Origin of the sequence: Streptomyces sp. NPDC086549 (assembly GCF_044746205.1) — a bacterium.
Classification (GTDB): domain Bacteria; phylum Actinomycetota; class Actinomycetes; order Streptomycetales; family Streptomycetaceae; genus Streptomyces.
Genome location: NZ_JBIVBS010000033.1, coordinates 11,176 through 32,619, shown reverse-complemented (window position 1 = coordinate 32,619; position 21,444 = coordinate 11,176). Strand labels below are relative to the sequence as shown.

At 69.4% G+C, this 21,444-nt stretch carries 19 protein-coding genes and 3 pseudogenes; 11 read left to right on the top strand and 11 right to left on the bottom strand.

Annotation, left to right across the window (positions count from 1 at the left end; genetic code table 11):
* Positions 1-55 precede the first annotated feature (55 nt).
* The gene (locus tag ACIPSA_RS48640) at positions 56-499 is read right to left on the bottom strand and encodes an Lrp/AsnC family transcriptional regulator (RefSeq protein ID WP_402648016.1); all 444 of its coding nucleotides are present in this window, start codon (positions 497-499) and stop codon (positions 56-58) included.
* Positions 500-652: 153 nt separating this feature from the next.
* Between ACIPSA_RS48640 and ACIPSA_RS48635 the strand changes: the two genes are divergently transcribed.
* The 3 genes and pseudogenes from ACIPSA_RS48635 to ACIPSA_RS48625 all read left to right on the top strand — a co-directional run bounded on the left by ACIPSA_RS48635 (position 653) and on the right by ACIPSA_RS48625 (position 3,622).
* The gene (locus ACIPSA_RS48635) at positions 653-1,864 is read left to right on the top strand and encodes a trans-sulfuration enzyme family protein (RefSeq protein WP_402648014.1); all 1,212 of its coding nucleotides are present in this window, start codon (positions 653-655) and stop codon (positions 1,862-1,864) included.
* Positions 1,865-1,893: 29 nt separating this feature from the next.
* Positions 1,894-2,239, top strand: a pseudogene (locus ACIPSA_RS48630) (amino acid transporter); the annotation flags it as partial.
* A gap of 84 nt (positions 2,240-2,323) precedes the next feature.
* Complete coding sequence (locus ACIPSA_RS48625; RefSeq protein WP_402648012.1) at positions 2,324-3,622, top strand: amidohydrolase family protein; 1,299 nt, start codon at positions 2,324-2,326, stop codon at positions 3,620-3,622.
* A gap of 179 nt (positions 3,623-3,801) precedes the next feature.
* On the opposite strand, the gene ACIPSA_RS48620 is transcribed toward ACIPSA_RS48625, so the two are convergent.
* Positions 3,802-4,464 (bottom strand): hypothetical protein, encoded by a 663-nt coding sequence (locus ACIPSA_RS48620; protein ID WP_402648010.1) that lies wholly within the window; start codon positions 4,462-4,464, stop codon positions 3,802-3,804.
* A gap of 86 nt (positions 4,465-4,550) precedes the next feature.
* Positions 4,551-5,072, bottom strand: a complete 522-nt coding sequence (locus tag ACIPSA_RS48615; RefSeq protein WP_402648007.1) for a GNAT family N-acetyltransferase — start codon at positions 5,070-5,072, stop codon at positions 4,551-4,553.
* Between the two features lie 111 nt (positions 5,073-5,183).
* On the opposite strand from ACIPSA_RS48615, the pseudogene ACIPSA_RS48610 reads away from it, so the two are divergent.
* Positions 5,184-5,635, top strand: a pseudogene (locus ACIPSA_RS48610) (transposase); the annotation flags it as partial.
* Positions 5,636-6,043: 408 nt separating this feature from the next.
* Here the strand turns inward: ACIPSA_RS48610 and ACIPSA_RS48605 are convergent.
* Positions 6,044-7,342 carry a lanthionine synthetase LanC family protein gene (locus ACIPSA_RS48605; RefSeq protein ID WP_402648004.1) on the bottom strand — a complete coding sequence of 433 codons (1,299 nt, stop codon included), beginning with the start codon at positions 7,340-7,342 and terminating at the stop codon, positions 6,044-6,046.
* Positions 7,343-7,599: 257 nt separating this feature from the next.
* On the opposite strand from ACIPSA_RS48605, the gene ACIPSA_RS48600 reads away from it, so the two are divergent.
* The gene (locus ACIPSA_RS48600) at positions 7,600-8,331 is read left to right on the top strand and encodes an HAD family hydrolase (protein WP_402648000.1); all 732 of its coding nucleotides are present in this window, start codon (positions 7,600-7,602) and stop codon (positions 8,329-8,331) included.
* 281 nt (positions 8,332-8,612) lie between these two features.
* On the top strand, positions 8,613-9,653 hold the full coding sequence (locus ACIPSA_RS48595) for a serine hydrolase domain-containing protein (protein WP_402648063.1): 1,041 nt from the start codon (positions 8,613-8,615) through the stop codon (positions 9,651-9,653).
* A 130-nt stretch (positions 9,654-9,783) separates the two neighbouring features.
* On the opposite strand, the gene ACIPSA_RS48590 is transcribed toward ACIPSA_RS48595, so the two are convergent.
* Positions 9,784-10,296 (bottom strand): hypothetical protein, encoded by a 513-nt coding sequence (locus ACIPSA_RS48590; RefSeq protein WP_402648067.1) that lies wholly within the window; start codon positions 10,294-10,296, stop codon positions 9,784-9,786.
* A gap of 263 nt (positions 10,297-10,559) precedes the next feature.
* Positions 10,560-10,892, bottom strand: a pseudogene (locus ACIPSA_RS48585) (transposase); the annotation flags it as partial.
* A gap of 310 nt (positions 10,893-11,202) precedes the next feature.
* Between ACIPSA_RS48585 and ACIPSA_RS48580 the strand changes: the two are divergent.
* The gene (locus ACIPSA_RS48580) at positions 11,203-12,741 is read left to right on the top strand and encodes a carboxylesterase/lipase family protein (RefSeq protein ID WP_402647997.1); all 1,539 of its coding nucleotides are present in this window, start codon (positions 11,203-11,205) and stop codon (positions 12,739-12,741) included.
* On the opposite strand, the gene ACIPSA_RS48575 is transcribed toward ACIPSA_RS48580, so the two are convergent.
* The 5 genes from ACIPSA_RS48575 to ACIPSA_RS48555 all read right to left on the bottom strand — a co-directional run bounded on the left by ACIPSA_RS48575 (position 12,731) and on the right by ACIPSA_RS48555 (position 16,951).
* On the bottom strand, positions 12,731-12,913 hold the full coding sequence (locus ACIPSA_RS48575; RefSeq protein ID WP_402647994.1) for a hypothetical protein: 183 nt from the start codon (positions 12,911-12,913) through the stop codon (positions 12,731-12,733). The genes ACIPSA_RS48580 and ACIPSA_RS48575 overlap by 11 nt on opposite strands.
* Before the next feature lie 40 nt (positions 12,914-12,953).
* Positions 12,954-13,223, bottom strand: coding sequence for a hypothetical protein (locus ACIPSA_RS48570; protein WP_402647991.1), 270 nt, complete (start codon positions 13,221-13,223; stop codon positions 12,954-12,956).
* Positions 13,224-13,409: 186 nt separating this feature from the next.
* A complete protein-coding gene (locus ACIPSA_RS48565) occupies positions 13,410-14,114 on the bottom strand; it encodes a DUF4253 domain-containing protein (protein WP_402647989.1) in 705 nt (234 codons plus the stop codon).
* Positions 14,115-14,387: 273 nt separating this feature from the next.
* Complete coding sequence (locus ACIPSA_RS48560; protein ID WP_402647988.1) at positions 14,388-16,265, bottom strand: sensor histidine kinase; 1,878 nt, start codon at positions 16,263-16,265, stop codon at positions 14,388-14,390.
* Positions 16,262-16,951: a response regulator gene (locus ACIPSA_RS48555; RefSeq protein ID WP_402647986.1), complete on the bottom strand. Its 690-nt coding sequence runs from the start codon at positions 16,949-16,951 to the stop codon at positions 16,262-16,264. The genes ACIPSA_RS48560 and ACIPSA_RS48555 overlap by 4 nt, the downstream gene beginning before the upstream one ends.
* Before the next feature lie 175 nt (positions 16,952-17,126).
* On the opposite strand from ACIPSA_RS48555, the gene ACIPSA_RS48550 reads away from it, so the two are divergent.
* The 4 genes from ACIPSA_RS48550 to ACIPSA_RS48535 all read left to right on the top strand — a co-directional run bounded on the left by ACIPSA_RS48550 (position 17,127) and on the right by ACIPSA_RS48535 (position 20,906).
* The gene (locus ACIPSA_RS48550; protein WP_402647984.1) at positions 17,127-17,531 is read left to right on the top strand and encodes a hypothetical protein; all 405 of its coding nucleotides are present in this window, start codon (positions 17,127-17,129) and stop codon (positions 17,529-17,531) included.
* 77 nt (positions 17,532-17,608) lie between these two features.
* A complete protein-coding gene (locus tag ACIPSA_RS48545) occupies positions 17,609-18,778 on the top strand; it encodes a DUF6777 domain-containing protein (RefSeq protein WP_402647981.1) in 1,170 nt (389 codons plus the stop codon).
* 93 nt (positions 18,779-18,871) lie between these two features.
* Complete coding sequence (locus ACIPSA_RS48540; RefSeq protein WP_402647979.1) at positions 18,872-20,056, top strand: DUF4262 domain-containing protein; 1,185 nt, start codon at positions 18,872-18,874, stop codon at positions 20,054-20,056.
* Positions 19,941-20,906, top strand: a complete 966-nt coding sequence (locus ACIPSA_RS48535) for a D-2-hydroxyacid dehydrogenase family protein (RefSeq protein WP_402647976.1) — start codon at positions 19,941-19,943, stop codon at positions 20,904-20,906. Before ACIPSA_RS48540 ends, ACIPSA_RS48535 begins: the two co-directional genes overlap by 116 nt.
* Positions 20,907-21,444: the final 538 nt, after the last annotated feature.

Below are 21,444 nucleotides of genomic sequence, written 5' to 3'. Positions count from 1 at the left end.
GCGGACAGTTGTACGGCGGTCCATGAGCCGGACCCCCGGGGCCGGGACGGGAGTGTCATGTGGTGTCGGTGGAGAGGGTCTTCATGGTGACGTAGCTGGTCACCGTGGCCACGCCGGGCAGGCCGGCCAGCTGGTTGGCGTGGAAGTCCTCGTAGGCCGGCAGGTCGGCCACCTCGACCTGGAGCAGGTAGTCGAAGTTGCCGGTGATGTGGTGGCAGGCGACCACCTCGGGCAGTTGCGTGATCCCACGCTCGAACGCGACCACGTCCGCGCGGGTGTGCCGCATCAGCCGGACACCGGCGAACACGCGCAGACTGCGCCCGACCGCGGCCGGATCGATCAGCGCCCGGTAACCGCGGATGACCCCGGCTTCCTCCAGTTGGCGCACGCGCCGCAGACAGGGGGACGGCGACAGCCCGACGCGGTCGGCGAGCTCAGCGTTGCTGATACGACCCTGCTGTTCGAGCACGGCCAGAATTGACCGGTCCACTTCATCCACGGTGGCAGATTATTGCTCCCATAGGTCAAGTACCACAATCACGTATCCAGTCTGAGCGCAATTTGCTGCCAAAGTTGCTGGGATCCGCCCACATCGAAGCGACGGTCGGTCACGCTTCATGGAGTCATCCCGACGGTTCACGGAAGGGCAGCCATGCCGGGCAAGAGCACCATCACCGTTCACGCCGATCGCGAAATTCATCCCAGCCGCGCCGTGGCTCCGCCCATCTACCAGACGGCGGCGTTCTGGGCCGAGGACGGGGAGACCTTCGCGCAGGGCGCCGTCGCCCCGCGGGGCAAGGACTTCTACACCCGTTTCGGCAACCCGAACCACGCCCAGGTCGCGGCCGTCGCCGCGGAGCTGGAGAACACCGAGGCGGCCATGGTCACCGCGTCCGGGATGGCTGCGCTCACCACCGCAGTGCTGGCTCTGGTGTCCGCCGGTGACCATGTCATCGGGCAGAAGTCCACGTACGGGGGCACGGCGTCGGTGCTGTTGAACCTGCTGCCGCGTCTTGGTGTGTCCACCACCCTGGTGGACCAGACCGACCCGGAGGCGTTCGCGAAGGCACTGACCCCGCGGACCCGCCTGATCCTGGTGGAGTCGCCGAGCAATCCGCTGCTGCAGATCACCGACCTGCGCGCGGTCACGGACCTGGCCCGCGCGCACGATGTGCTGACCTTGGCGGACAACACCTTCGCCACTCCGCTGAACCAGCGGCCGGCGGACTTCGGCATCGATCTGGTCTGGCACAGCGCGACCAAGTACCTCAACGGCCATTCCGACGTCTCCGCCGGAGTGATAGCCGGTCCGGCCGAGCTCCTGGACCGGATCTGGGACGTCGGCCTGCTCACCGGTGCCACGCTCGGCCCGTTCGACGCGTGGCTGCTGCTGCGCGGCATGCGCACCCTTCCGCTGCGCGTGCCACGGCACAACGCCAACGGCCAGACGCTCGCGGAGGCGCTGATCGAGCATCCAGCCGTGGCGAAGGTGCACTATCCCGGTCTGGCGACCCACCCGCAACACAAGCTGGCGGCCGACCAGATGACCGGTTTCGGCGGGGTGCTCGGAATCGAGTTCGCCGGCGGTTTCGACATGGCGGACGCCTTCCTCGGCAAGTTGCGCTACCCCCTCCGGTCGGCCAGTCTCGGCGGCGTGGAATCGCTGGCCGTGCACCCGGCGTCCATGTGGCGAGGGATGCTCAGCGAGGAACAGATCGCCGAGTCGGTTCCGCTGGGCCTGGTCCGGCTGGCCGCGGGCACGGAGGACACCGCCGACCTGGTCGCCGACGCGCTCGCCGCGGCCGACGCGGTGAGCGCCACCGGAGCCGGTAATAGCCGTACTGCCGGTAGCGTCGGCGCCTGAGTGACCGTAGAGGTTGAGCCGAGCCCGGGTTCGGCTTCCTCGCGGTACTGCTCAGCTACCGGTGGCCGGAGATCGTCCTTGCCTGGCTGCTCAACACGGTCGGCGCTGCCGTGCTCGTGGTGTGGGGCTTCATCGCCGCCGCCCAGCTGCGGATGCGCCGGCGGCTGGAGCGGGAGGTGCCCGAGAGGCTGGTCATGAAGATGGGGGCCTTTCCGGCCCTGACCAGGGTGGCGCCTGGCCGGAGTGCTGGCGATCCCGTGCCTCATGGCACGTCAGCCCGACACCCGGGTGCAGTCGTACTCCACCGCCGGCCTGGCGATGGCCCTTGCCCTCGTCGGCTACCTGCGGCAGAAGGCCCTGGCCGCCCGTGGCTGATCGGCGCGGCTGCGAGCGGAGCCTCGGCGGCCGCCACAACCTGATCTTGAACAATCCGAAAGCGTCTGTGAAGGAGTTCAACCGATGAAGACCCTGCTTACTGGCGGCACCGTGGTCAGCATGGACCCGGCGGTCGGTGATCTCGACCGCGGTGACGTGCTCATCGAGGACGGTGTGATCGTCGAGGTGGCCGAGCGGATCGACGCGCCGGATGCCGAGGTGATCGACGCGACCGACCGGATCGTCATGCCCGGCTTCGTGGACAACCACCGCCACACCTGGCAGACCGCGTTCCGAGGTGTCGGCGCGGACTGGACGTTCCCCGAGTGGGCGGTGGCCATGCACGGCACGGTCAAGCCGCACTACCAGCCCGAGGACGTCTATGCGGGAACCTTGCTCGGCCGCCTGGAGGCCCTGTACTCCGGCGTGACCACGATGCTGGACTGGTACCACGTCGCGCAGACCCCGGAGCACGAGGACGCCGCCGTCGCCGCGTTGCGGGACGCGCCGGGGCGGTCGATCTTCTGTCTCGGTGCCGGATGGGGCACTCCCGACCCCGTCGACGCCGCGATCCGCCGCGTTCGCACCGACCTGGCCGGGGACGGCCCGGTCACCATGGCGTGGGGGCTGCGTGGGCCAGAAGCCACCGGCATGGACACCGTCGCCCGGGAGCTGAAGCTGGCGGCCGAACTCGGCCTGCGCACCAGCCTGCATGTCGACGGCGGCGGGACGCAGCGCCCGGTCGCCGAGTTGAGCGAGCACGGTCTGCTGCGGGACACCACCACGTTCGTGCACGCCAACGGGATCAGTGACGAAGAGCTGCGGATGCTCGCCGACGCGGGCAGCTCGGTGTCGATCAGCCCGGACGTCGAGCTGAAGATGGGGTTCGGTAACCCGATGACCGGCCGGGTACTGGCCGCCGGCCTGCGCCCGACGCTGTCCATCGACGACGTCCCGTCGGTCGGCGGTGACATGTTCTCCACGATGCGTACCGCCTTCGCCGTGCAGCGCGGTCTGGACGGTGGCCTGCGCTCCCGGGACCTGCTGGAGTTCGCCACCATCGATGCCGCCGCCTCATGCGGGCTCGCCGCCCGAACGGGCAGCATCACGCCCGGCAAGGACGCCGACATCATCCTGCTGCGCACCGACGACTTGACCGTGTTCCCGGTCACCGACCCGGCCGGCACCATCGTCAGCGCAGGCCATCCCGGCCTGGTGGACACAGTCCTCGTCGCCGGCCGAGTGGTCAAACGCGACGGCGTGCTGGTGGACGTGGACCTGCCGACGCTGAGGAACCGACTGCTCGAATCACGCAACCGGATCGCGGCGGCCGCCGGTATTCCGCTCGACGGCACATGGTGCCCACGGCCGGAATCGGAGTAACCGCACCCAAGGAGTGCACACAAAACGGCGCGTCCGGACATCCCCCGACCCTCTCGCTGGTGCAGGAGCTCACCCGGAGGACCAGTGGCGAAGCCGAACTCACCCGTCGTCGACGTGTCAGCCTCCAACTGCCCGAACGTGAAGCTCCCTGTGTAGGACCTCCGCGTCCACCGCCGACCCTACTTACGGCGACGGCTGCCAAGCGCACGCGAGAGTTCGCCCACCGGCGCGAGCATGTGTCCGCCATCGCCCGCACACCACCACACGGCTGTGCCATCTCGCTCGGAGCCGTGGACGCCGAGGTCATGTCGAGGGCACACCGGCCAGACCCGCCAGGTCCATTCGAGCAGGCTCTCCTGGATCATGATCGCCAGGCTCGTCAGCGCCGTGGTCGGGTCGTCGCACATGTTCGGCAGGATGTGGCCGCCCCAGTTGAGCCGTCCGCCGTCGGCAAGGCGGACACCGGCTCCCACCGGGAACCAGTCCTCCAAGACCTCGACCTCCGGCTCGCCCTCGATCCCACGCGTGGGCAGGTCGCGGGCTATGACCCGCAGCGCGGCGCGCAACGTCCCCAAACGCTCTGGGGCGAGGGCGAAGCCGGGATCGAAGCCCACGTCGTCCAGAATCCGCCGGGCCAGGGCGGTCATCTCCGCCGGCGACACCTCGGCCGGGCTCCGCTCGACGACCTCCACGATGGCGTCGGTGTAGTGAAACCAGTCGAGTAGTTCGCAAGCGAGGGCGACGACGTCCTGCGGGTCGAGGTTGTCCTCACGCAGCCCGAGGTAGACCCTTCGCCCCAACCGTTCAGTACTCGCTTCGTGCTCAGACATGGTGTCGCTCACCGCCCCAGTATCGCGACACGGCTGGCTCCCCGCTGCACGATTATCGGCGTGCAGCCGTGTGGGGCCGGAGCGAGGGCGCCGCGGGGCTAGGAGCGTGGGTCAGTATTCGCCGTCGTGTCGGTCCACGCGATCTCGAAGTACCTGACGCGTTCATCTTGTCCGGCCGGCCGCATGCCGGCTGCCATCATGACGTGCTGGGACGCGATGTTGTCGTGGTCGGCGTCGCCCTTCACACAGGTGACGTCACGTGACTGCGTGAACAGCAGCAGTCCGCGGACGGCTTCGGCGGCGTATCCCTTGCCTCGCGCTGACGGGATGAGGCCGTAGCCAATCGTGACGCTGCCGTTCTCGTCCGCAGGTCCGTGGAAGCCCAGGCCGCCGATCGCCAGACCATCCTCGCGGCGACGAATCTCATAGTTACCGAACGGCTGGGGATCACCGGTGTTCGCGCAGGTGCCCAGGAAGCGCCTGGCAGCGGACACGTCCCCATCCGTGGGGTATCCGGGCGCCCATCGGGCACCGCTGTCCGACTCGCCCGCCACCACTCGCTCAGCCTCGCTGACGGTCATCGGATGAAGCACGAGCCGCGCTGTCACAAGATCCCCCATGGCAGGGAGGAGTATCACGCCGGGTGACCAGACCGCACTTGGATTATCCGACCGGGCGGCACCTCGCCTCCGGTTGATGATGGTAGGTACGAAAGAATCACGGTATACGCCGTCGACGACGTGCTGGACCTGGCGCCGGTCCTGGCCGACTACACCGAGAAGCGCGGCTACCCGCCCTACGACCCGCGGCTCATGCTGCGCCTGCTGATCTACGGCTGCACCACCGGGGTGCGCTCCTCGCGGGCGATCGAGCGCAAGTGCGCCGACGACATCGCGTTCCGGTTCCTGGCCGTTGACCAGCCCCGGACTTCCGCTCGATTTCGCGGTTCCGCCACCGCCACCTGGACGCCCTCGCGGACCTGTTCACCCAGTCGCTGCACCTCGCACAGAAGCTCGGCATGGTCAAGATGGGCCGCGTTGCCCGGGACGGCACCAAGCTCGAAGCGAACGCCTCCAGGCTCAAGGCGATGAGCTACGGCCGCCTGGTCGACAAGGAGGAGCGGATCGAGGCCGAGATTGCGGCTCTGGAGGACCAGGTCGCCGCCCTGCTCGCAGACGCCGAGGATTGGATGCGTGCATAGCCGACGGCGTGCTCTATGCGGCAGTTGTTACTGAGGAGCGTGGCGTGCAGTACAGCAACCACAGCAACCGGTCCCGTCCTGTCGCTTCCTTCTGGACTCGAAGTGTGGGCTGCATGACCGTCGCTGACCGATCTCTCCAGAGCTACGGATCAGACGGCTTCTGACATCCACGACCGACATCAACGACACCGGACAGGGGCGTACACCAGCGTCTCTGTCCGGCAGTCGTATCAGCCGGCGGTAGCAGCCGGAGCAGACTCGGATCGAACTCCTGAAGCGGTGGTCGCCGGAATGGGGGCACTCGACCAGGCTGCCGCGCCGGTGAACGGTCCTGCAGTAACTCCGTTCGATACCGACACGGTTTGCAGACACGCACGGGTACCGGATCCATCACGACACGGCGTCGGTGTCACAGCGGCGGATCGTTGCCTGAGCGGGCACCGGAGGCTGGTCAGGCCAAGCGAACGCGTACCGGGGATCGCCCCCGCGGCTCAGCCGAACGAAGCGCAGGAGTTCACGGACGATGCCCGCGTTGCCCATCGCCCAGCCGCTGCACGGTTCGAGGTTGCTCGGGGTGGCCCGGTGCTCGAAGTTGGACCAGCGAGCGCCGTCACTGTCCCGGATCGCGCGGGCGGCGAGGTCCGCGACGAGGACCTGGGCGAAGTCGTACGAGTCCTGCTGTTCGGCGATCCGGTCGCATGCCAGGGCGAGGACGCCCGCGGTGCCGCAGCAGCGGCCGTTGTTGTCCCAGAAGCCGGGACGCAGGCGCCGGGGCAGGCCGGAGTGGGTGACCGTGTGCCAGCAGCGGTCGGCGAGGGCGGACCAGGCGGGGGCGGCCGTGATGTCCCTGAGCAGCCGGAAGACTTGGGCGTCGCCGGCCGGGCCGTGGCACCAGCCGTAGCTGACGGGCTCGATCACATCGGGGCGGTACTGAGGGGTGGAGTGCCGCACCAGGAAGCCCTCCGGCCCTGCTTCGTCACGCGCCACGACGTCCGCAGCACCGGCCAGCGCCAACTCGACCAGGTCCGCACGGCCGGTGACCCCGCCGACCCGGGCAAGTGCCAGGACGATGCCGAGCGTGCCGTGCGAGACGTGGTGGAGACGGGAGTCGATACCCGTGCGATGGGCCCAGTGGACGCCCGCCGGAGTCTGCTCCGCCGCCCGCAGATACGGCTCCAGGGCGAGGACGGCCAGTTCGGCGTCGCCGGCCAGGAGTGCCCCGAGGCCGATGCCCGCGTTGCCGCCCATCAGCTCGAACAGTTCACCCCAGCGAGCGCCGTCGAAGCGTGACCGCACGAGTTCCAACGCGCGGTCGGCCGCGGCGCCGGCTGCGGTGTCGCCGAGTTCTTCGTGAAGGGTTCGCAGGACGAGCGCCACTCCGGTGCGGCCGAAATAGAGGGAGTCGTCCTCGCAGCCGTCGACGGCGTCCGCGAGGCCGCGGGCCGCGCGCAGGGCGGCGTCGGCGTAGGAGTCGTCGCCGAAGTGCCGCCAGGCTTCCAGGAGCACGGGGACGTTCCCGGCCGTACCGCTGTAGAGCGTGGGGTCGAGCTCGCTGTCCGAGGGCCTGGTGGTCCAGGCAAGGCCTCCTTCGGGGGATTCTCGCGCCGTCATGGTCAGCCACCGCAGGCCGTCCACCGCGAGGCCCTCGACCTCGTCGACCGCCACGACCGGGGCTTCTAGTGCCGTCATGCGCCCACTCTCGCATGATCTTCCGGACCCGCCCAGGGGGCGGTGGTGCTCTGCAGGACCCTCCGCGGCCGCACCACAACCGCACCAGATCGGGCGGGGAACAATGGGGAACCACGGGAAACCACGGTGAAAGCAGCCAAGCCACCGAGAGGCCGCAGCCAGCCTTTTGCCCAGGTCAGCGTCCAAACCAGCCACAAACGACCACAGCTTCCCAATCCGGGGTCGAGCGACGCGGTTCGCCACGAGATGATCCTCCCATGACGGATGTGGTGTTCTTCGATCTGGACGGCACCCTGGTCGATCATCGAGGCGCAGTCCTGGAAGCGATCGGCCAGATCGTGCAGGCCGCGCCGAACGCGACGGCTCCACCGGACGAGTTGGTGACGTTGTGGTGGACGTTGGAGGGGCGGCACATGCGGGAATACCTGGCTGGTCAGTGCTCCTTCGCCGAGCACCACCGACGCAGGCTCCGTTCCTTCCTGCCCATGCTCGGGGAGCCGGTTCCTGAAAATCCCGGCCTTCTGGACGCCTGGTTCGCCGAACGCTACCTCACCGTGTTCGAGGAGTCCTGGCGAACCTATCCCGACGTCCAGCCCTGCCTGGAGACCCTGAAACGGCTTCCCCGAGGACCTCGTCTGGCCGTTCTCACCAACGGGGACCCCGAGCAGCAGCGCGCCAAGCTCGCCCGCTTCGGCCTCCTCGAATACTTCGAAGCCATCCTGACCCCGACCGAGCTCGGTGCGGCCAAGCCCGTCGCCTACGCCACCGCCTGCCGACGGATGCGGACGGACCCCGCTCAGGCGATCAACGTGGGCGACATGCTGGGCAGCGACGTGAACGCAGCCGCCCTCGCCGGGCTCATCGGCATCTGGCTGGACCGCGGCATCGACTTCATCACCGGTGGACCACCACCAACGGCAGACGAAACGGTGCTACGCATCGAACGGCTCACCGACCTCCCCGATCACCTATCACCCACGAACGCCTGACCAGACCTCAAGAACTTGATCCACAGGTCTTGACCATTGCTCGGTTCCCCATTCTCGGCGTGACTGATGCAGTTCCAGGACGTGTGCTTCAAGCCCGGCCATGCGCTTGTCGGCGAAGCGGAGGGTGGAGTGGGCGAAGCTGCGCCTGATACCCCACCCCGGCGTCCGCTTCGACCTGCAGCCAGCGTCGCCGCAGCGAGGCGGTTGTCCGCGTGTCCGCCGCGTTCTCCTGTGCGCTGTTCCGTTGCCGTCCCCAGGCGCCGGTCTTGCCGGTCTTGCCGATGTGCTGCCGTCGGCTGGCGGCAGTACGCCCGACTGGCCGGAACGTTGTCAGTACCATGCGCACTGTGAATCTTCAGGAGCTGATGGACGATCAGACGGGTCTTCGCGATGTACCGGCCGTGGTGGCGGGGTTGTCGGCGGGGGGAGTACGTACTACGGCCACCCGCGGACCGGTTGTGGTGACGGCGGAAACGTGTTTCCGTATCGCGTCGTTGACGAAGGTGTTCACCTCCGTGGCACTGGTCCAGACGTTGCGGGACAAGGGTGTCCCGTTGGACACACCCGCTGTCGAACTGCTTCCCAGCCTCGCGCCGGACTGGAGGGCCGACGAGAGCCTCACCGTCGAGCAGATCCTGGGGCAGGTCTCCGGCCTGCGTGAATCGGTGGACGCGGCGACGGTGACGGCTCTGGGTGACGGGGACGGTGCGCTCCTGGAAGCCGCCCGGCTCGTGGTCCGCGCCGGGAACGAGCGGGAGCCCGGCGAGCGATGGTCCTACTACAACGGCAACTATTTCCTGGCCGGCGCGATCCTTGCGGCCCTGCGCGGCACGACGTACGAGAGCGCGTTGAAGGGAAAACTCCTCGACCCCTGGGGCCTTGCAGGGACGGGTTTCGACACCTCAGCTGCGTCCGTCACCGGGTGGAAAGGCGCGACCGAACTCCCGCTGCTCGCCTACCCGCGCATCCGTCGGCCCAGTGGGGGCCTGTGGTCGTCGGTGTCGGAGCTCCTGGCCGTCGGCGAGTACCTGCTCGCCGACCGGGCCCTCCTGGAGGAGATCCGCCGTCCGCGCACCCGGTCCGACGACCCCATGGCCTACGGCCTCGGGTGGGCGCTGGGGCCGTCGGGCCAGATGTACCTCAACGGACGGCTGCCCGGCTATCGGGCTGCCATGGTCCTGGTCCCGGACGGGGACTACGTGAGCGTGGCGCTCACCAACCAGGAGAGCGCCCTGCCTGCCTTGGCGCGACTGCTCAGCGACATGCAGCAGCCCCTGACCGGGGACGACATCGCCAAGGCGGTCGACGACTTCGCGGCCTGAGAAGTGCGTGCCGCCCGACGAGTCGGTCAAGACGCTCGCCGACCGCCTCGTGGACGTCGCCCAGCGGATGGAAGCCAGCGGAGGACGCCTGGTGGCCGACGGCCGGATCACCTGATCAGGTGGTCGTCGCTCAGTCGCCCTCCTCGACCAAACCGATGGCCTCCGGGAAACCGGAAGCGAACGCCTTGTGCGTGGGGTCGACCTCTTCGTCGGCAGCCTCTCGGAAGAGGTGGATCAGCTCTTGCCGGTCCTCGTCAGGTGCCCGGTCCAGCCGCCTCAGCAGGGTTGCCGTCCACGCTTCGGTGATCTTGACGGCTTCATCGTCGTCGACGGTGTCCGCGGCGGCCAGCTCGATACTGCCGAGCAGAGTCATGTACGCGGCCGCGAGCACCTGAGCCCGGGTCACCGGGGTACCGGCTACGGTCGGCGGTTCCTGCGCCGGGAGGCAGAGTTCGGCGGGAAGTTCCAGCAGCGACCGGTCTGCCTTCCAGAAGCCCCTGTACACCATGTCCTGGCTGTGCATCGCTCCGGCGAGCCTGCGGAAGACGCGTGCGAACTCCTGCCGGTCGGCCTCAGCCGGACGGTGCAGACCCTCCTGCACGGTCCGGATGCCCCGTCCGGTGAGCCGTGCCTTGCCCTCCACGCTGATACCGGGCGGCTCACCGGCATCGTCACCGCTCGGATCGCAGGAACGGATGCCGGCGATGAGACCGAGTACACCCTCCGTGGGGATGTACTCGATGAACCACTGTCTCGGCTGTCGGCCCGCGACATGGGTTCCCGGGGCCAGGTCGTGAGCTCGACCGCATCACAGGTGCGGAAACCGGCAAGCGTGAGCACGCCTCCGATCGTCTCGTCCATGAGTGAAACGATCCGCGTACCCTGTGCACTTACCGGTTCCCACAGGCCGTCGCGTCGCCACTGGCGCCAGTAGTGATACGCGGTCCGCCAGGGAGGCAGATCGTGCGGTAACAGCCGCCAGGCGCAGCCGACCCGCAGCCAGTACACGAGTGGATTGACGATCTCCCGCCGCGTGTGCTTGGCCGGTCGTGCGCCAGGCTTCACCGCCGGCACCAGCGGTCGCAGGATCTCCCGCTCCGCATCAGACAGATCCGTTGAGTAACGGGCGCGCGGCTCGCCCAGCCCAGCCCCGAAAGTGCGCCTCCACCCCGCTGCCGAGGGCTTCGAGCCGGTCGAGGGCGACCACGGCGAGGTTGGCCAGGCTGCGCTCGGCCTCATCGGGTTGGGGATGTAGACGACGGCGTATTTCGACGGGTCGAGTGTGTCCAGGCAGGTGCGGACGGGAGACGGTTTTGCCGACGCCGACCTCGCGGGTGATCGCGCCGTTGGAGCGTTCGGCGACGCTCCAACACTGAAGTCTGAGCCTGTGCCAGCGGAAGTCCGAGCAGATGGACGATCAAGACGGCGGATGCCTGGCTCCAGCAGTCCGAGTCATCCGTAAATAGCTGGCGCGGCATCAAACCGCGGTGGATTATCCGCAGGGTCCGGGGCCCACGAGCCCTCTCCTCCTGTTTGAGGGGAAGTTGTGATGACCGTTGCCGAGTCCAAGCCATCCGGATCCCGGCCCGAAGTCCGCACGGCGGCCGGAAGGCTGCGTGGCAGCCGGGAGGCGGGTGTGGCGGTCTTCCGTGGCATCCCGTTCGCCGAGCCCCCGGTCGGCGCGTTGCGCTTCGCCGCGCCGCGACCGGTACGTGGCTGGAGCGGAGTGCGGGAGGCCCTCTCGTACGGCCCGCCGCCCCCGCAGAGCGGGCATTTCGGCATGGACGCGCTGTCGCGGGACGCGGCGGGCGACGATTGGCTGTCGGTCAACGTCTGGTCGCCCGAAGCCGATCCGGGCGCGGGACTGCCGGTGATGGTGTGGATCCAGGGTGGCGCCTACGTGATCGGCATGTCCGGCCTCCCCGAGTACGACGGTGGTCGGCTCGCGCGGGACGGTGGGGTCGTCGTGGTGACGTTCAACTACCGCGTGGGTATAGAGGGCTTCGCACAGATAGAGGGGGCTCCTCCCAACCGGGGTCTACTCGACCAGGTCGCCGTTCTCGAGTGGGTGCGCGACAACATCCGGGCCTTTGGCGGCGACCCTGACCGGGTCGCGGTTTTCGGCCAGTCGGCGGGTGGGGGATCGGTCGCCGCGCTGTTGGCGATGGACGGTGCGGCCGGGCTGTTTCGCCGAGCCGTCGCGCAGAGTGTGCCGGGCACGTTCTTCTCGCCGGAGCTTGCCGCGGACATCACTGCCGCCTGCGCCGCCGAGCTGGGGCTGCGGCCTACGGTGGCCGACCTGTCCAGCGTTGCCCCACGCCAGCTGTCCGCCGCCGGTGACACGGTCGGCGCCAAGATGAACCAGTGGGCGCAACGCTGGGGCCTGCCCGCGCGCAGAGCGATCCCCTTCTCGCCCGTCGTCGACGGCGAGGTCCTGGCCGTCACACCGTGGCAGGCCCTGACCGACGGCGCCGGCCGCGACATCGAACTCCTCGTCGGCCACACCCGCGACGAGCAGCGCCTGTTCAGTGTCATCAACGGTCTGCTCGGTGAGGTGAGCGAGGAGCAGGCGGCGAACGCCCTCCATGTTTTCGCACCCGGCCCGGACGGCCCACGCCGCTATCGCGACGCCTTCCCGGCGGCGGGCCCGGACGAGCTGTACGAAATGGTCCATTCCGACTGGCTGTTCCGCATGCCGTCGCTCCACCTCGCCGAGGCCCAGACGGCTGCCGGCGGCCGCGCGCATGTCTACGAGCTGGCCTGGCCGGCCCCGGGCATGGGCGGTGCCTTCGGCGCCTGCCACGGCCTCGACGTACCACTCGTCTTCGGCAACCTGGACCGCGGCCAGCCTGCCATGCTGATCGGTGAAACACCCTCCCCGGAGGCAGAGGCCCTGTCCGCCCGGATGCGCGCCGCATGGGCTTCGTTCGCCGCCCACGGTGACCCCGGCTGGCCCGCGTACGACACCGGTCAACGCCTCGTTCAGCTTTTCGACACTCGACCGGCTGTCACCGCCTACCCGGAAGAGCCCTCCCGCCTGATCTGGCAGAGCCACACCTTCCCCGCGCTGCCGCTGATCAGCCGGTAGCGTCGACCAATCTGGCCGGCCGGGGCCACTGGTTCTGTTCGAGTAAGGACTCGAGGATTGCCATGTCGGCGTTGGCGTAGCGGATCGCGGCGCGTTCGCTGATGCCGAAGACGACGGCCAGGTGGAGGGCGTCGGGCCCGTGGGTCAGTGCCGCTTCGAGCTGTCGGTCCATCCGGATCTGGTTGAGCGCGACGCCGGTCTCACGGAACTGATCACCGAGCCAGGTGAGGGCTGACGGGATTCTCGTTCTGGGCGCTGTGCTCGGAGACGATCAGGCGGGGGTTGATGGTGCGCGGCCATCGCCGGTGGCGATGGAAGAGGTACTGCGTGATGGTCCGCGCAGTGAGGTCGTCGAGTCGGCGCGGATGACCGCCGATCGTGATCCTGCGGTCGGGCAGCCCGGTGTCATCGAGCAACTGGCCGCGCAGGGTCGCGGGACGCGCGGCGTGAACGCCGGTGAGCGCGAGGGTGAGCCGGCGCATGGGCGTGGTGGCGGGTGGTGTGGTACTTCAGGCGACCGAGAGGGGCGTCGACTTCACCGACGACGTCCTGCGCAGGGTCTTCCGAGCACTGGCCCCGGTCCTGCCCCGGGGATGCCCCGGTAAGGCCCCGCCGATCCGTACGTCCGCTACGTCTCCGAGGACGTCGGCGCCGTGTGAGCCGCGGGCTCAGTCCCACCAGAAGCGCCACTCCCGGCGGGTCATGAGCTGCTCCGGATATGCGTCCCAGTCGAGATCAAGGTCGCTGTGGAACAGGTCGGGGCAGGCGAGGTAATGCTCGGCGGCCAGCACGTGGGCCTCGTGCAGGTCTCGCGGTGGGACGGCGGCCGAGAGATACAGGTCGGCGTGGCCGAAGCCCGCGAGGCGGGCGCCGAACCGGTCCTCCCAGGAGCGGAGTACCCCTGACAGTTCGTGCGTGCTCATGTGGTTGGCCATACCGGGCCAGTTGAGGGCCACGGGCACGTCGGAGCCTCGCTCGGCCTGGACGAGTGCCAGGCAGCGGGCCCGGTCCTCGCGTACGGCGGCGGTGGCCGCCTCAGCCGCCCGGGCGTCGGGTTCGGCCTTCGCCGCAGCCGGTTTCGCCAGGCCCGGCCAGGCCGGGAAGGTCGGCCAGGCGTCCGGCTCCCACGCGTCGTGGAAGTATGCGGCGGCGTCGACCGGGCCGTGTCCCCCGACCTTGTGGTCGTGCATGTCCTCCGAGTATTCGAGCAGGACCGGATACAGCCCCGTCGTGGACCGGTCGGCGTAAAGGCGTCTCCACCACGCGTCCGCGTCCAGCAACTTGCGGTCGCTCATCCACACAAGGCGGCCGTCTTCGCGGTACGACTCGATGATCCTGCCTGGTGGCAGGGATTTCGGAAGTGATGCCTGCATAGGAGAATGCTAGAAGCCATCGCTGACAGCGGGGCCTACGGCTGTGCTGCCGCCAGGGTCCAGGTCGACGTCGGGTCAGCAGGGCTGCCGTGCACAACCTGTTGGCTCCGCGTCACTGCCCAAGAGCCATCAGGAACGACCTAGGAGCCCCGCCGCAGCCCGGGACCCGGCCCGGGTCCGTGACGCTATGAGCCGAGCTCCTGGCGCAGGTCCAGGTAGCCGCGCAGCCGTACGCCTGGCAGGAAGTACCGCGGCGGGGGAGCTCCTGGACCGTCAGTTCTCGATACTCAGGGGAAGGTCGGCGGTGATGGTGGCGCCCTGGGGACTGCTGTGGACGGTGAGGTTGCCGCCGATCTCTTCGACACGCTCGTGCATGGAACGGATGCCCACACCCGGTGTCCATGCCTGCGCGCACTGACCGCCGTCTTCGACCATCACCCGCAGGTGTGTGCCGTCCTGGATCAGCAGGGTGAGGGAGGCAGTGGTGACGGAGGCGTGGCGGGCGATGTTGGTGACCGCCTCCACCGCGACACGGTAGGCGGCGACCTCGACGGCCGCGGGGAGCGGCGGCAGTTGGGCCGGGGCGTCCACGCTGACGGTGAGGGCTCGGCCGTCGGTGGCACGCAGCGGGGCGATGCGCTGGCGGATGGCGTCGACGAGGCCGAGTTCGTCCAGCGCGCGCGGGCGCAGGCCGTAAACGATGCGGCGGATCTCGGTGATCGTGTCGCCCAGGTCGGTGCGGAGCCCGCGCAGCGTCTCGACGGCACGATCGGGGTCGGTGGCGATGAGGTTGACGGCCGCGTCCGCGGTGTAGGCGATGCCGGTGAGGGCGGGGCCCAGCCCGTCGTGCAGATCGCGCCGCATACGGCGCCGCTCCTCCTCCAGCGCGGTCACCACGCGGCCACGGGACAGCCGGAGTTGTTCGCTGAGCCGGGCGGCGTGCAGTGCCTGCGCGAGCGGCGCCGCCACCAGCTCGATCACCGCGGCCGCCGCGCGGGGCAGCCGCAGATGCCCCGGCGGCAGACCCACGACGAGATCTCCCACCTCCTCACCGCCCGCACGGAGGGCGGTGACCTGCGTCTGGTGCGCGTCGACGGTCCCGGAAGTGGCGATGGTCGCGCCCTCCTGGCGCAGCTCGATCCCGGGCACTCCAAGCGTGGAGCGCAAGGTGTGCAGCCACAGCGGCGGTGGAGCACCCGCGGTCAGGTCCGTGCCGAGGCGGGTCAGTGTCTCCACCGGATCGGCCGATCTGCCGAAGAGCATCTCGTCCATGACCGCCTCGATGCGCAACCGGACCGGCTGATACCCGGCTGCGATCCCGGCCGCCAGCAGCGCCGGCACACCCTTGCCGGGTCGCGTGCCCATCGCCAGCTGCCACACCGCTGCGATGCCCTCGTACACGGAGGCACTCAGCGCGAGCATGACGATCAGGACGGCCGCGCGGCGCATCACCGCCCGCACATCGGCCCTGCGGGGCAGGACGAGCGCGACAGCGATGGAGCCCGGCAGCAGCGCCGACAGCACACCGAGCACGATGACCCCGGCCAGGGGGCCCATCGGCAGGGAGTTCTCCGCCGCGAAGAGCAGCATGCCGCCCAGCGTCGTCGCGGCGGCGCCCACGACCAGCCACAGGACGCGGCGCCGGTCGTCGCCGGACGTGACCTCGAAGAGCACCCAGGCGGCGGCGCACATCGCGGTCGCGGAGGCAACGCTGGTCGCGATCAGTGCGGCCTCGTTGCCCAGTACCAACGCGGTCACGCATCCGGCACCGGTGGCGACCACCGACACCTCCGCCCAGCGCAGCAGACGCGAAGCCGGGCGCTCCTCGACGACGCGAAGGGCGGCCAACGGGACCACGGCCGTCGACGCCAGCACGGCCAGGACGACTGCGAGGTCGGGGGGACCCACGGCGAGCGAGAGCGGGGCGGCGAACAACGCCACCGCGGCCACCCAGAGGAGCCGGGCCGCGACCGAGGCCCGTTGCCGGGCGGTGACGAGCGCGGCCCCCGCCAGCCAGACGCCGGTCATGATGGCCCACACCACCCAGTACTGAGACGAGGAGGGCGGCGCGAACCACAGTGACGCCACCGCTGCGCCGGCCATCAGAGCCGTCCCCGTCCAGGGCAGGACGGAGCGGTACGGTGCGCTCACGAGCCAGGGCCGGCAATGCTGTTGTCGGACGTCCCGCCGCCCAGTCCCCGCTCGCGGGCGAGGAGGATGGCCTCGGCCCGGTCACTCACCCCCAACTTGGTGATGATGGCGGAGACATGGTTCGCGACCGTCTTGCTCGCAAGCCGCAGCTCGGTCGCGACACGGGCGTTGCCATAGCCGTGCGCGATCCCGTCGAGGACCTGGCGTTCGCGCGCGGTCAACTCGGGGAAGTCGTCGGCCCGGTGGGGCGACGGTTCCAGATGCCCGACCAGGCGGGCGCCGATGCTGGGCCCGATGACGAACTGACCGGCCGCGACCGACCGGATGGTGGTGAGGATCTCGTCCTGCTGTGCCCCTTTGAGGAGATAGCCGCGGGCACCGGCACGCAGCGCCGACACCACCGTCTCGTCGTCCTCGTACATGGTCACCACCAGCACCGCGACGTCGGGCAGCAGTGTGGCCAGTCGGCGGGTCGCCTCCACTCCGTCCATCGCCGGCATCTGGATGTCCATCACGACGACATCGGGTCGATTCAACTGGGCTTCGCGCAGAGCCTCTTCGCCGGTCGCGGCCTCCCCGACCACCTCGACTCCCGCCAGCGAGCCGAGCAGCGCGCTCATGCCGCGCCGTACGACGGGATGGTCGTCGGCGATGAGCACCCGGACGGGGCGGGCCGTGGAGGTCATGTCCCGATGATGGCCGACATCGCGTCCCGGCGGAGAGGTTCTCCTCCCGGGACGTAGAGGAAATCCTCCCGGCCGTGCCGGGAGGAACGACCGATGTGCGGGCAGGGTGGCCGGCGCATGCTCAATGCACCGGGCCGCCGCAGCGCGCCGCCAATTCCCGGACAGGGGAACAGAGATGATCGAGAACAGCCGGACGGACTCCGTCCCCCTCACCCGCAAGAACCGGGTGGGCCTCGTCCTCGCGGGCCTCCTGGGCCTGCTCGACACGATCAACTTCTTCATTGTCCCGGTCCAGGACTCGGACAGCCAGGGGCCGCCGCCGGCCATCCTTGTCGCCGACGGGATCCTCGGCGTCATCACGGTGATCGCGGTCGTCTACACCTGGCGCACCTGCAACAGGACCGGATCCCGCGTCGTGGCGGGATCCCGGATCCTTTCGGTGATCAGCGGCCTGCCCGCGCTGTTCCTGGACGGTGTTCCCGCGTACGTCGTGCTGCTGGTCGCGGTGTTCACGGTCCTGAGCGTCGTCGTCATCGCGCTTGTTCTCACTCGCCCGGCCCCGGAGGCCGCCGCGCGCTGACCGATCTGAAGCAGGTCGTGCACCGGGATCCCATCGGGGTCCCATCATTCGAACACGCTGAATCTCGGGGGAATTTCATGACTCATCGAATATTTTCGGCACCCGTACGTCGCATCACGACAATCTGGCTGGCGCTGGCTCTCGGCCTGGGCCTTACGGCGGAGGGGTGCGTGGTCGGCAGGGCGGTCACGGTCGTCGCAGAGGCCGTGGGATACGCCGCACGGACGGATTTCATGAGGGGCGCGCTCGCCTATGGCGAACGGACCCTCGCCCGTTCCACCCTGGCCAAGGGCGGCGAGTACAGCGGCAGCAGGGCCGGCCTGTACGGCGGAAGTCTGAAGACGTCCAGCTGCAACGTCCGACGGCTCCTCGCCTTCCTGCGGAATCCGGCCAACCGCAAGAAGGCCGAGGCCTGGGCCCAGATCCTGGGACTGGACCCCAGCGGTATCGGGCACTTCCTGCTCCACGAGGTGACACCAGTACTGCTGGGCAACGACACGCTCGTCCGCAACCACGGCTACGAGAAGGGCAAGGCCACCGACTACGACTCGGTTCTGCAGGCCGGCATGGCCGTGCTCGTCGACATCCATGGCGTACCGGCCGTGAAATGCAACTGCGGCAATCCGCTGACGTCCGCGTCGACCGACATCCACGCCGAGATCAAGGTCGAATTCAAGGGCGGGAAGTGGGACTTCAAGAACAAGCGGGTCGTGAAGGTGACCGCCACCAAGGAGCCACGCAAGTCCCTCGTGCTCGCGGACGTGCACAGCCCGGACAAGGACATCCAGCGTCCGGTGGGTGCCGACGGCGCGGAGGGGGACCAGCCTGTCCAGGACACCGACACCCGGACCGTGACCGTACCCGACCTTGCCGGGCAGCCGGAGGACGAAGCGCGCGCACAACTGGAGTCACTCGGGCTGGAGGTCGTCACTGAGGGCGTCCCCGACTCCGGCCAGGAGCAGGGCACCGTCCTCTCGACCGAACCGAGCGCGAACAACTCGGTCAGCCCAGGCTCGACGGTCACGCTCAGGGTCGCGGGACCGGATACGGCGACATCGAGCGGCACCGACGACACCACCCCGCCCTCGGACGTTTCGCCCACGGATGGTTCGCCCTCGGCCACCGATGGCGGGGCCGATGGCGGGGCCGGCGGCAACGGTGGGGACGGCGCTGGTGGGACAGCCACTCCCACGCCCGGTGACTCCGACTCCGTGAACATCTTCGGTGGTACGGACGACACGGCCTGAGCTCCGCGTTCGACCGCCCCACTTCGGCACAGCCCGCCCCCGGTCACCACGTCGAGGGGCGGGCTGCGGGGTGTCAGGTGCGGTGGCCGCGCCTTGTTCGCCCGGCCATGGCCATCACTGGGGCATGCCCGACGCGCCGTCGCAGAACAGTCTCTGCAGGTCGATCAGGAGCGGCACGACATCGCAAGCGTCCCGGTCGTTCTCAAACCCGTCGACTACCGCTGGTACAAGGCGTTCTTCGGCACTGCGATCGGCTACTACCGCGAGCCGCCGTTCCCGTTCCTCCAGGTCGCCTGGCCCCCACGAGTCGGAGGCACACGAGCTCCAGCTTCGGTTGCGCGTCGGCGGCCGGGTCGAGCAGATCGACATCCGGCGCGAGGGTCTGGGCAAGTCGCGCCTGCGCAGTCGTGGCGCCGTCGGTGCTGCTGCGCAGCCACGCGGTCCGGAACAACTGCGCATAGCCCGCCGAGTCGGCCGCAGCGGCCGGACTGCGTACCGTGGTGGGCACGCCAGGACGACCAGGACGCCTTGATGCGCTCCAGGCCGGCGCGGCTGACGGTCTCGGCGTGGTCGAACACCGGCGGGTGTCGGGCGGGAAACCGCCATCGGCCGCGATCTTCTCGAAGACGTCCAGGTCCTGACAGATCGTCTCGTCGTAGGTGGCGAGCAGCCGGAAGCCCCAGCCGTTCGCCAGCACCAGCCTGGCCGCTGCCTCCAACTCCTTCTTGGCGCCCGGGGACAGCTGAGGGCGGGGTTCGGCGAAGTTCTCGAAGTCGGCCGGTCCAGGCCAGGTTCTCCCCGGAGCCGGAGCCGGAGCCGGAGCCGGAGCCGGAGCCGGAGCCGGAGCCGGAGCCGGCGCAGCCACGCGTCGCCGTCGCCGTCGTGGTTGTCGCGGGCATCGGCATCTCCCACCGCAGACTCGGCCCGTTCACCCCCTGGGCCGTATGTACCCTGATCGCTGCACAGATCGTCACCTTCGGCACGCTCTCCGGCGGAGTCGCCAATTCCGTCCGCCAGTTCGGCCCTGCCGTGCTCGCGGGCGACACGGTTTTCCCGGCCGTCCACCTCCTGGCGCCACTGCTCGGAGCCCTGGTCGCCACCGTCGTCGTCCACCACTTCACCCGCACCCGGCGTGCGGGCCGACGAAAGGCAGAACGCCCGCATGACCCTCAGCTGCGCCGTACTGGACGATTATCAAGACGCCGCGCTCGCCGTGGCGGACTGGGGCCCCGTCCTCGACGACGTCGAGGTGCGCACGGTCCGCGACCACATCGCTGACCGGGACATGCTGGCCGCCGAACTGGCCGACTGCGAGATCGTCGTGATCATGCGGGAGCGCACCCCCTTCGACGCCGATCTCCTGCGCCGCTTGCCTCGCCTGCGCCTGCTGGTGACGACGGGCATGCGCAACGCCTCCATCGACCTCGCCGCCGCGGCGGCCCAGGGCGTGACGGTCTGCGGTACGGCGAGCAGCCCCACCCCGCCCGTCGAACTGACCTGGGCCCTCCTCCTGGGTCTTGCGCGCCACGTCACAGTGGAGAACCGGGCTCTGCGCGAGGGCGGCCCCTGGCAGTCCACCGTCGGCCAGGACCTGCACGGCCGGACCCTGGGCCTGCTCGGACTCGGCAAGATCGGCACCCGGGTCGCCCGCGTCGCCACCGCCTTCGGCATGGACGTCCTCGCCTGGAGCGAGAACCTCACACCGGAGCGTGCCGCCGACGCCGGTGCCCGACTCGCCGCTGGCAAGGAGGACTTGCTGCGCCGCAGCGACTTCGTGTCCCTCCACCTCGTTCTGTCCGACCGCACCCGCGGCCTGCTCGGCGAGCCGGAACTGCGCGCCATGCGCTCGCACGCCTACCTGGTCAACACCTCCCGCGCCGCCCTCGTCGACCGATCCGCACTCCTGCGCGCCCTGCACGAGGGCTGGATCGCCGGGGCGGGCCTCGACGTCTTCGAGACCGAACCGCTCCCCTCCGACGACCCTCTCCGCTCGCTGCCCAACGTGCTCGCTACGCCGCACCTCGGCTACGTCAGCGAGCAGAACTACCGCACCTTCTACTCGGAGGCCGTGGAAGGCATCGCCGCCTTCGTCGCCGGCGCCCCCGTCCGGCAGCTGACGGCCGGCTGAGTTCTGCCGTCGGCCGGCAGGGCGGACTCGGCGGACAGGAGGGCGTCGAGTGCGGGGGACAGGTCCTCCACACCCGGGCACAGCACCTGGACGTGGCCAGTTCCAGGCCACAGTTGCTCCGGTCGTTCGACGTACTCCGTGCGTCCGGACGACCCCCGCCAGCATGGTCCTACTCAGCGATACCCGGGGGCTCGCAGCTCCTCATCAGTGGTCGAGTCGTCGTGTGGCCCCGGGCGGCCAGGTGTCACCGGAACCATCGAAAGCAACCACCCCCAAGCCATAACCGGGGCCACTGGATCCTCCGGACCGTACGACAGCCCATCCGACCCATCAACAACGTAGGACCACCCCCAGGCCATGCACTCGACAAGGGGAGGTAGTCATGCCAACTCCAAAGGCTGGTAGCCCTCTTGGAGGGCCGCGAAGACGGTCATGAGGAGGTCTCTGCGGGGCCTGTCCGGGTCCCCTTCGGGACGGCGGGTTCGGCAGGGAGGCGCGGGAGGTGACGAGCCCATTGGCTGTCGGGGCCCGGCCGACC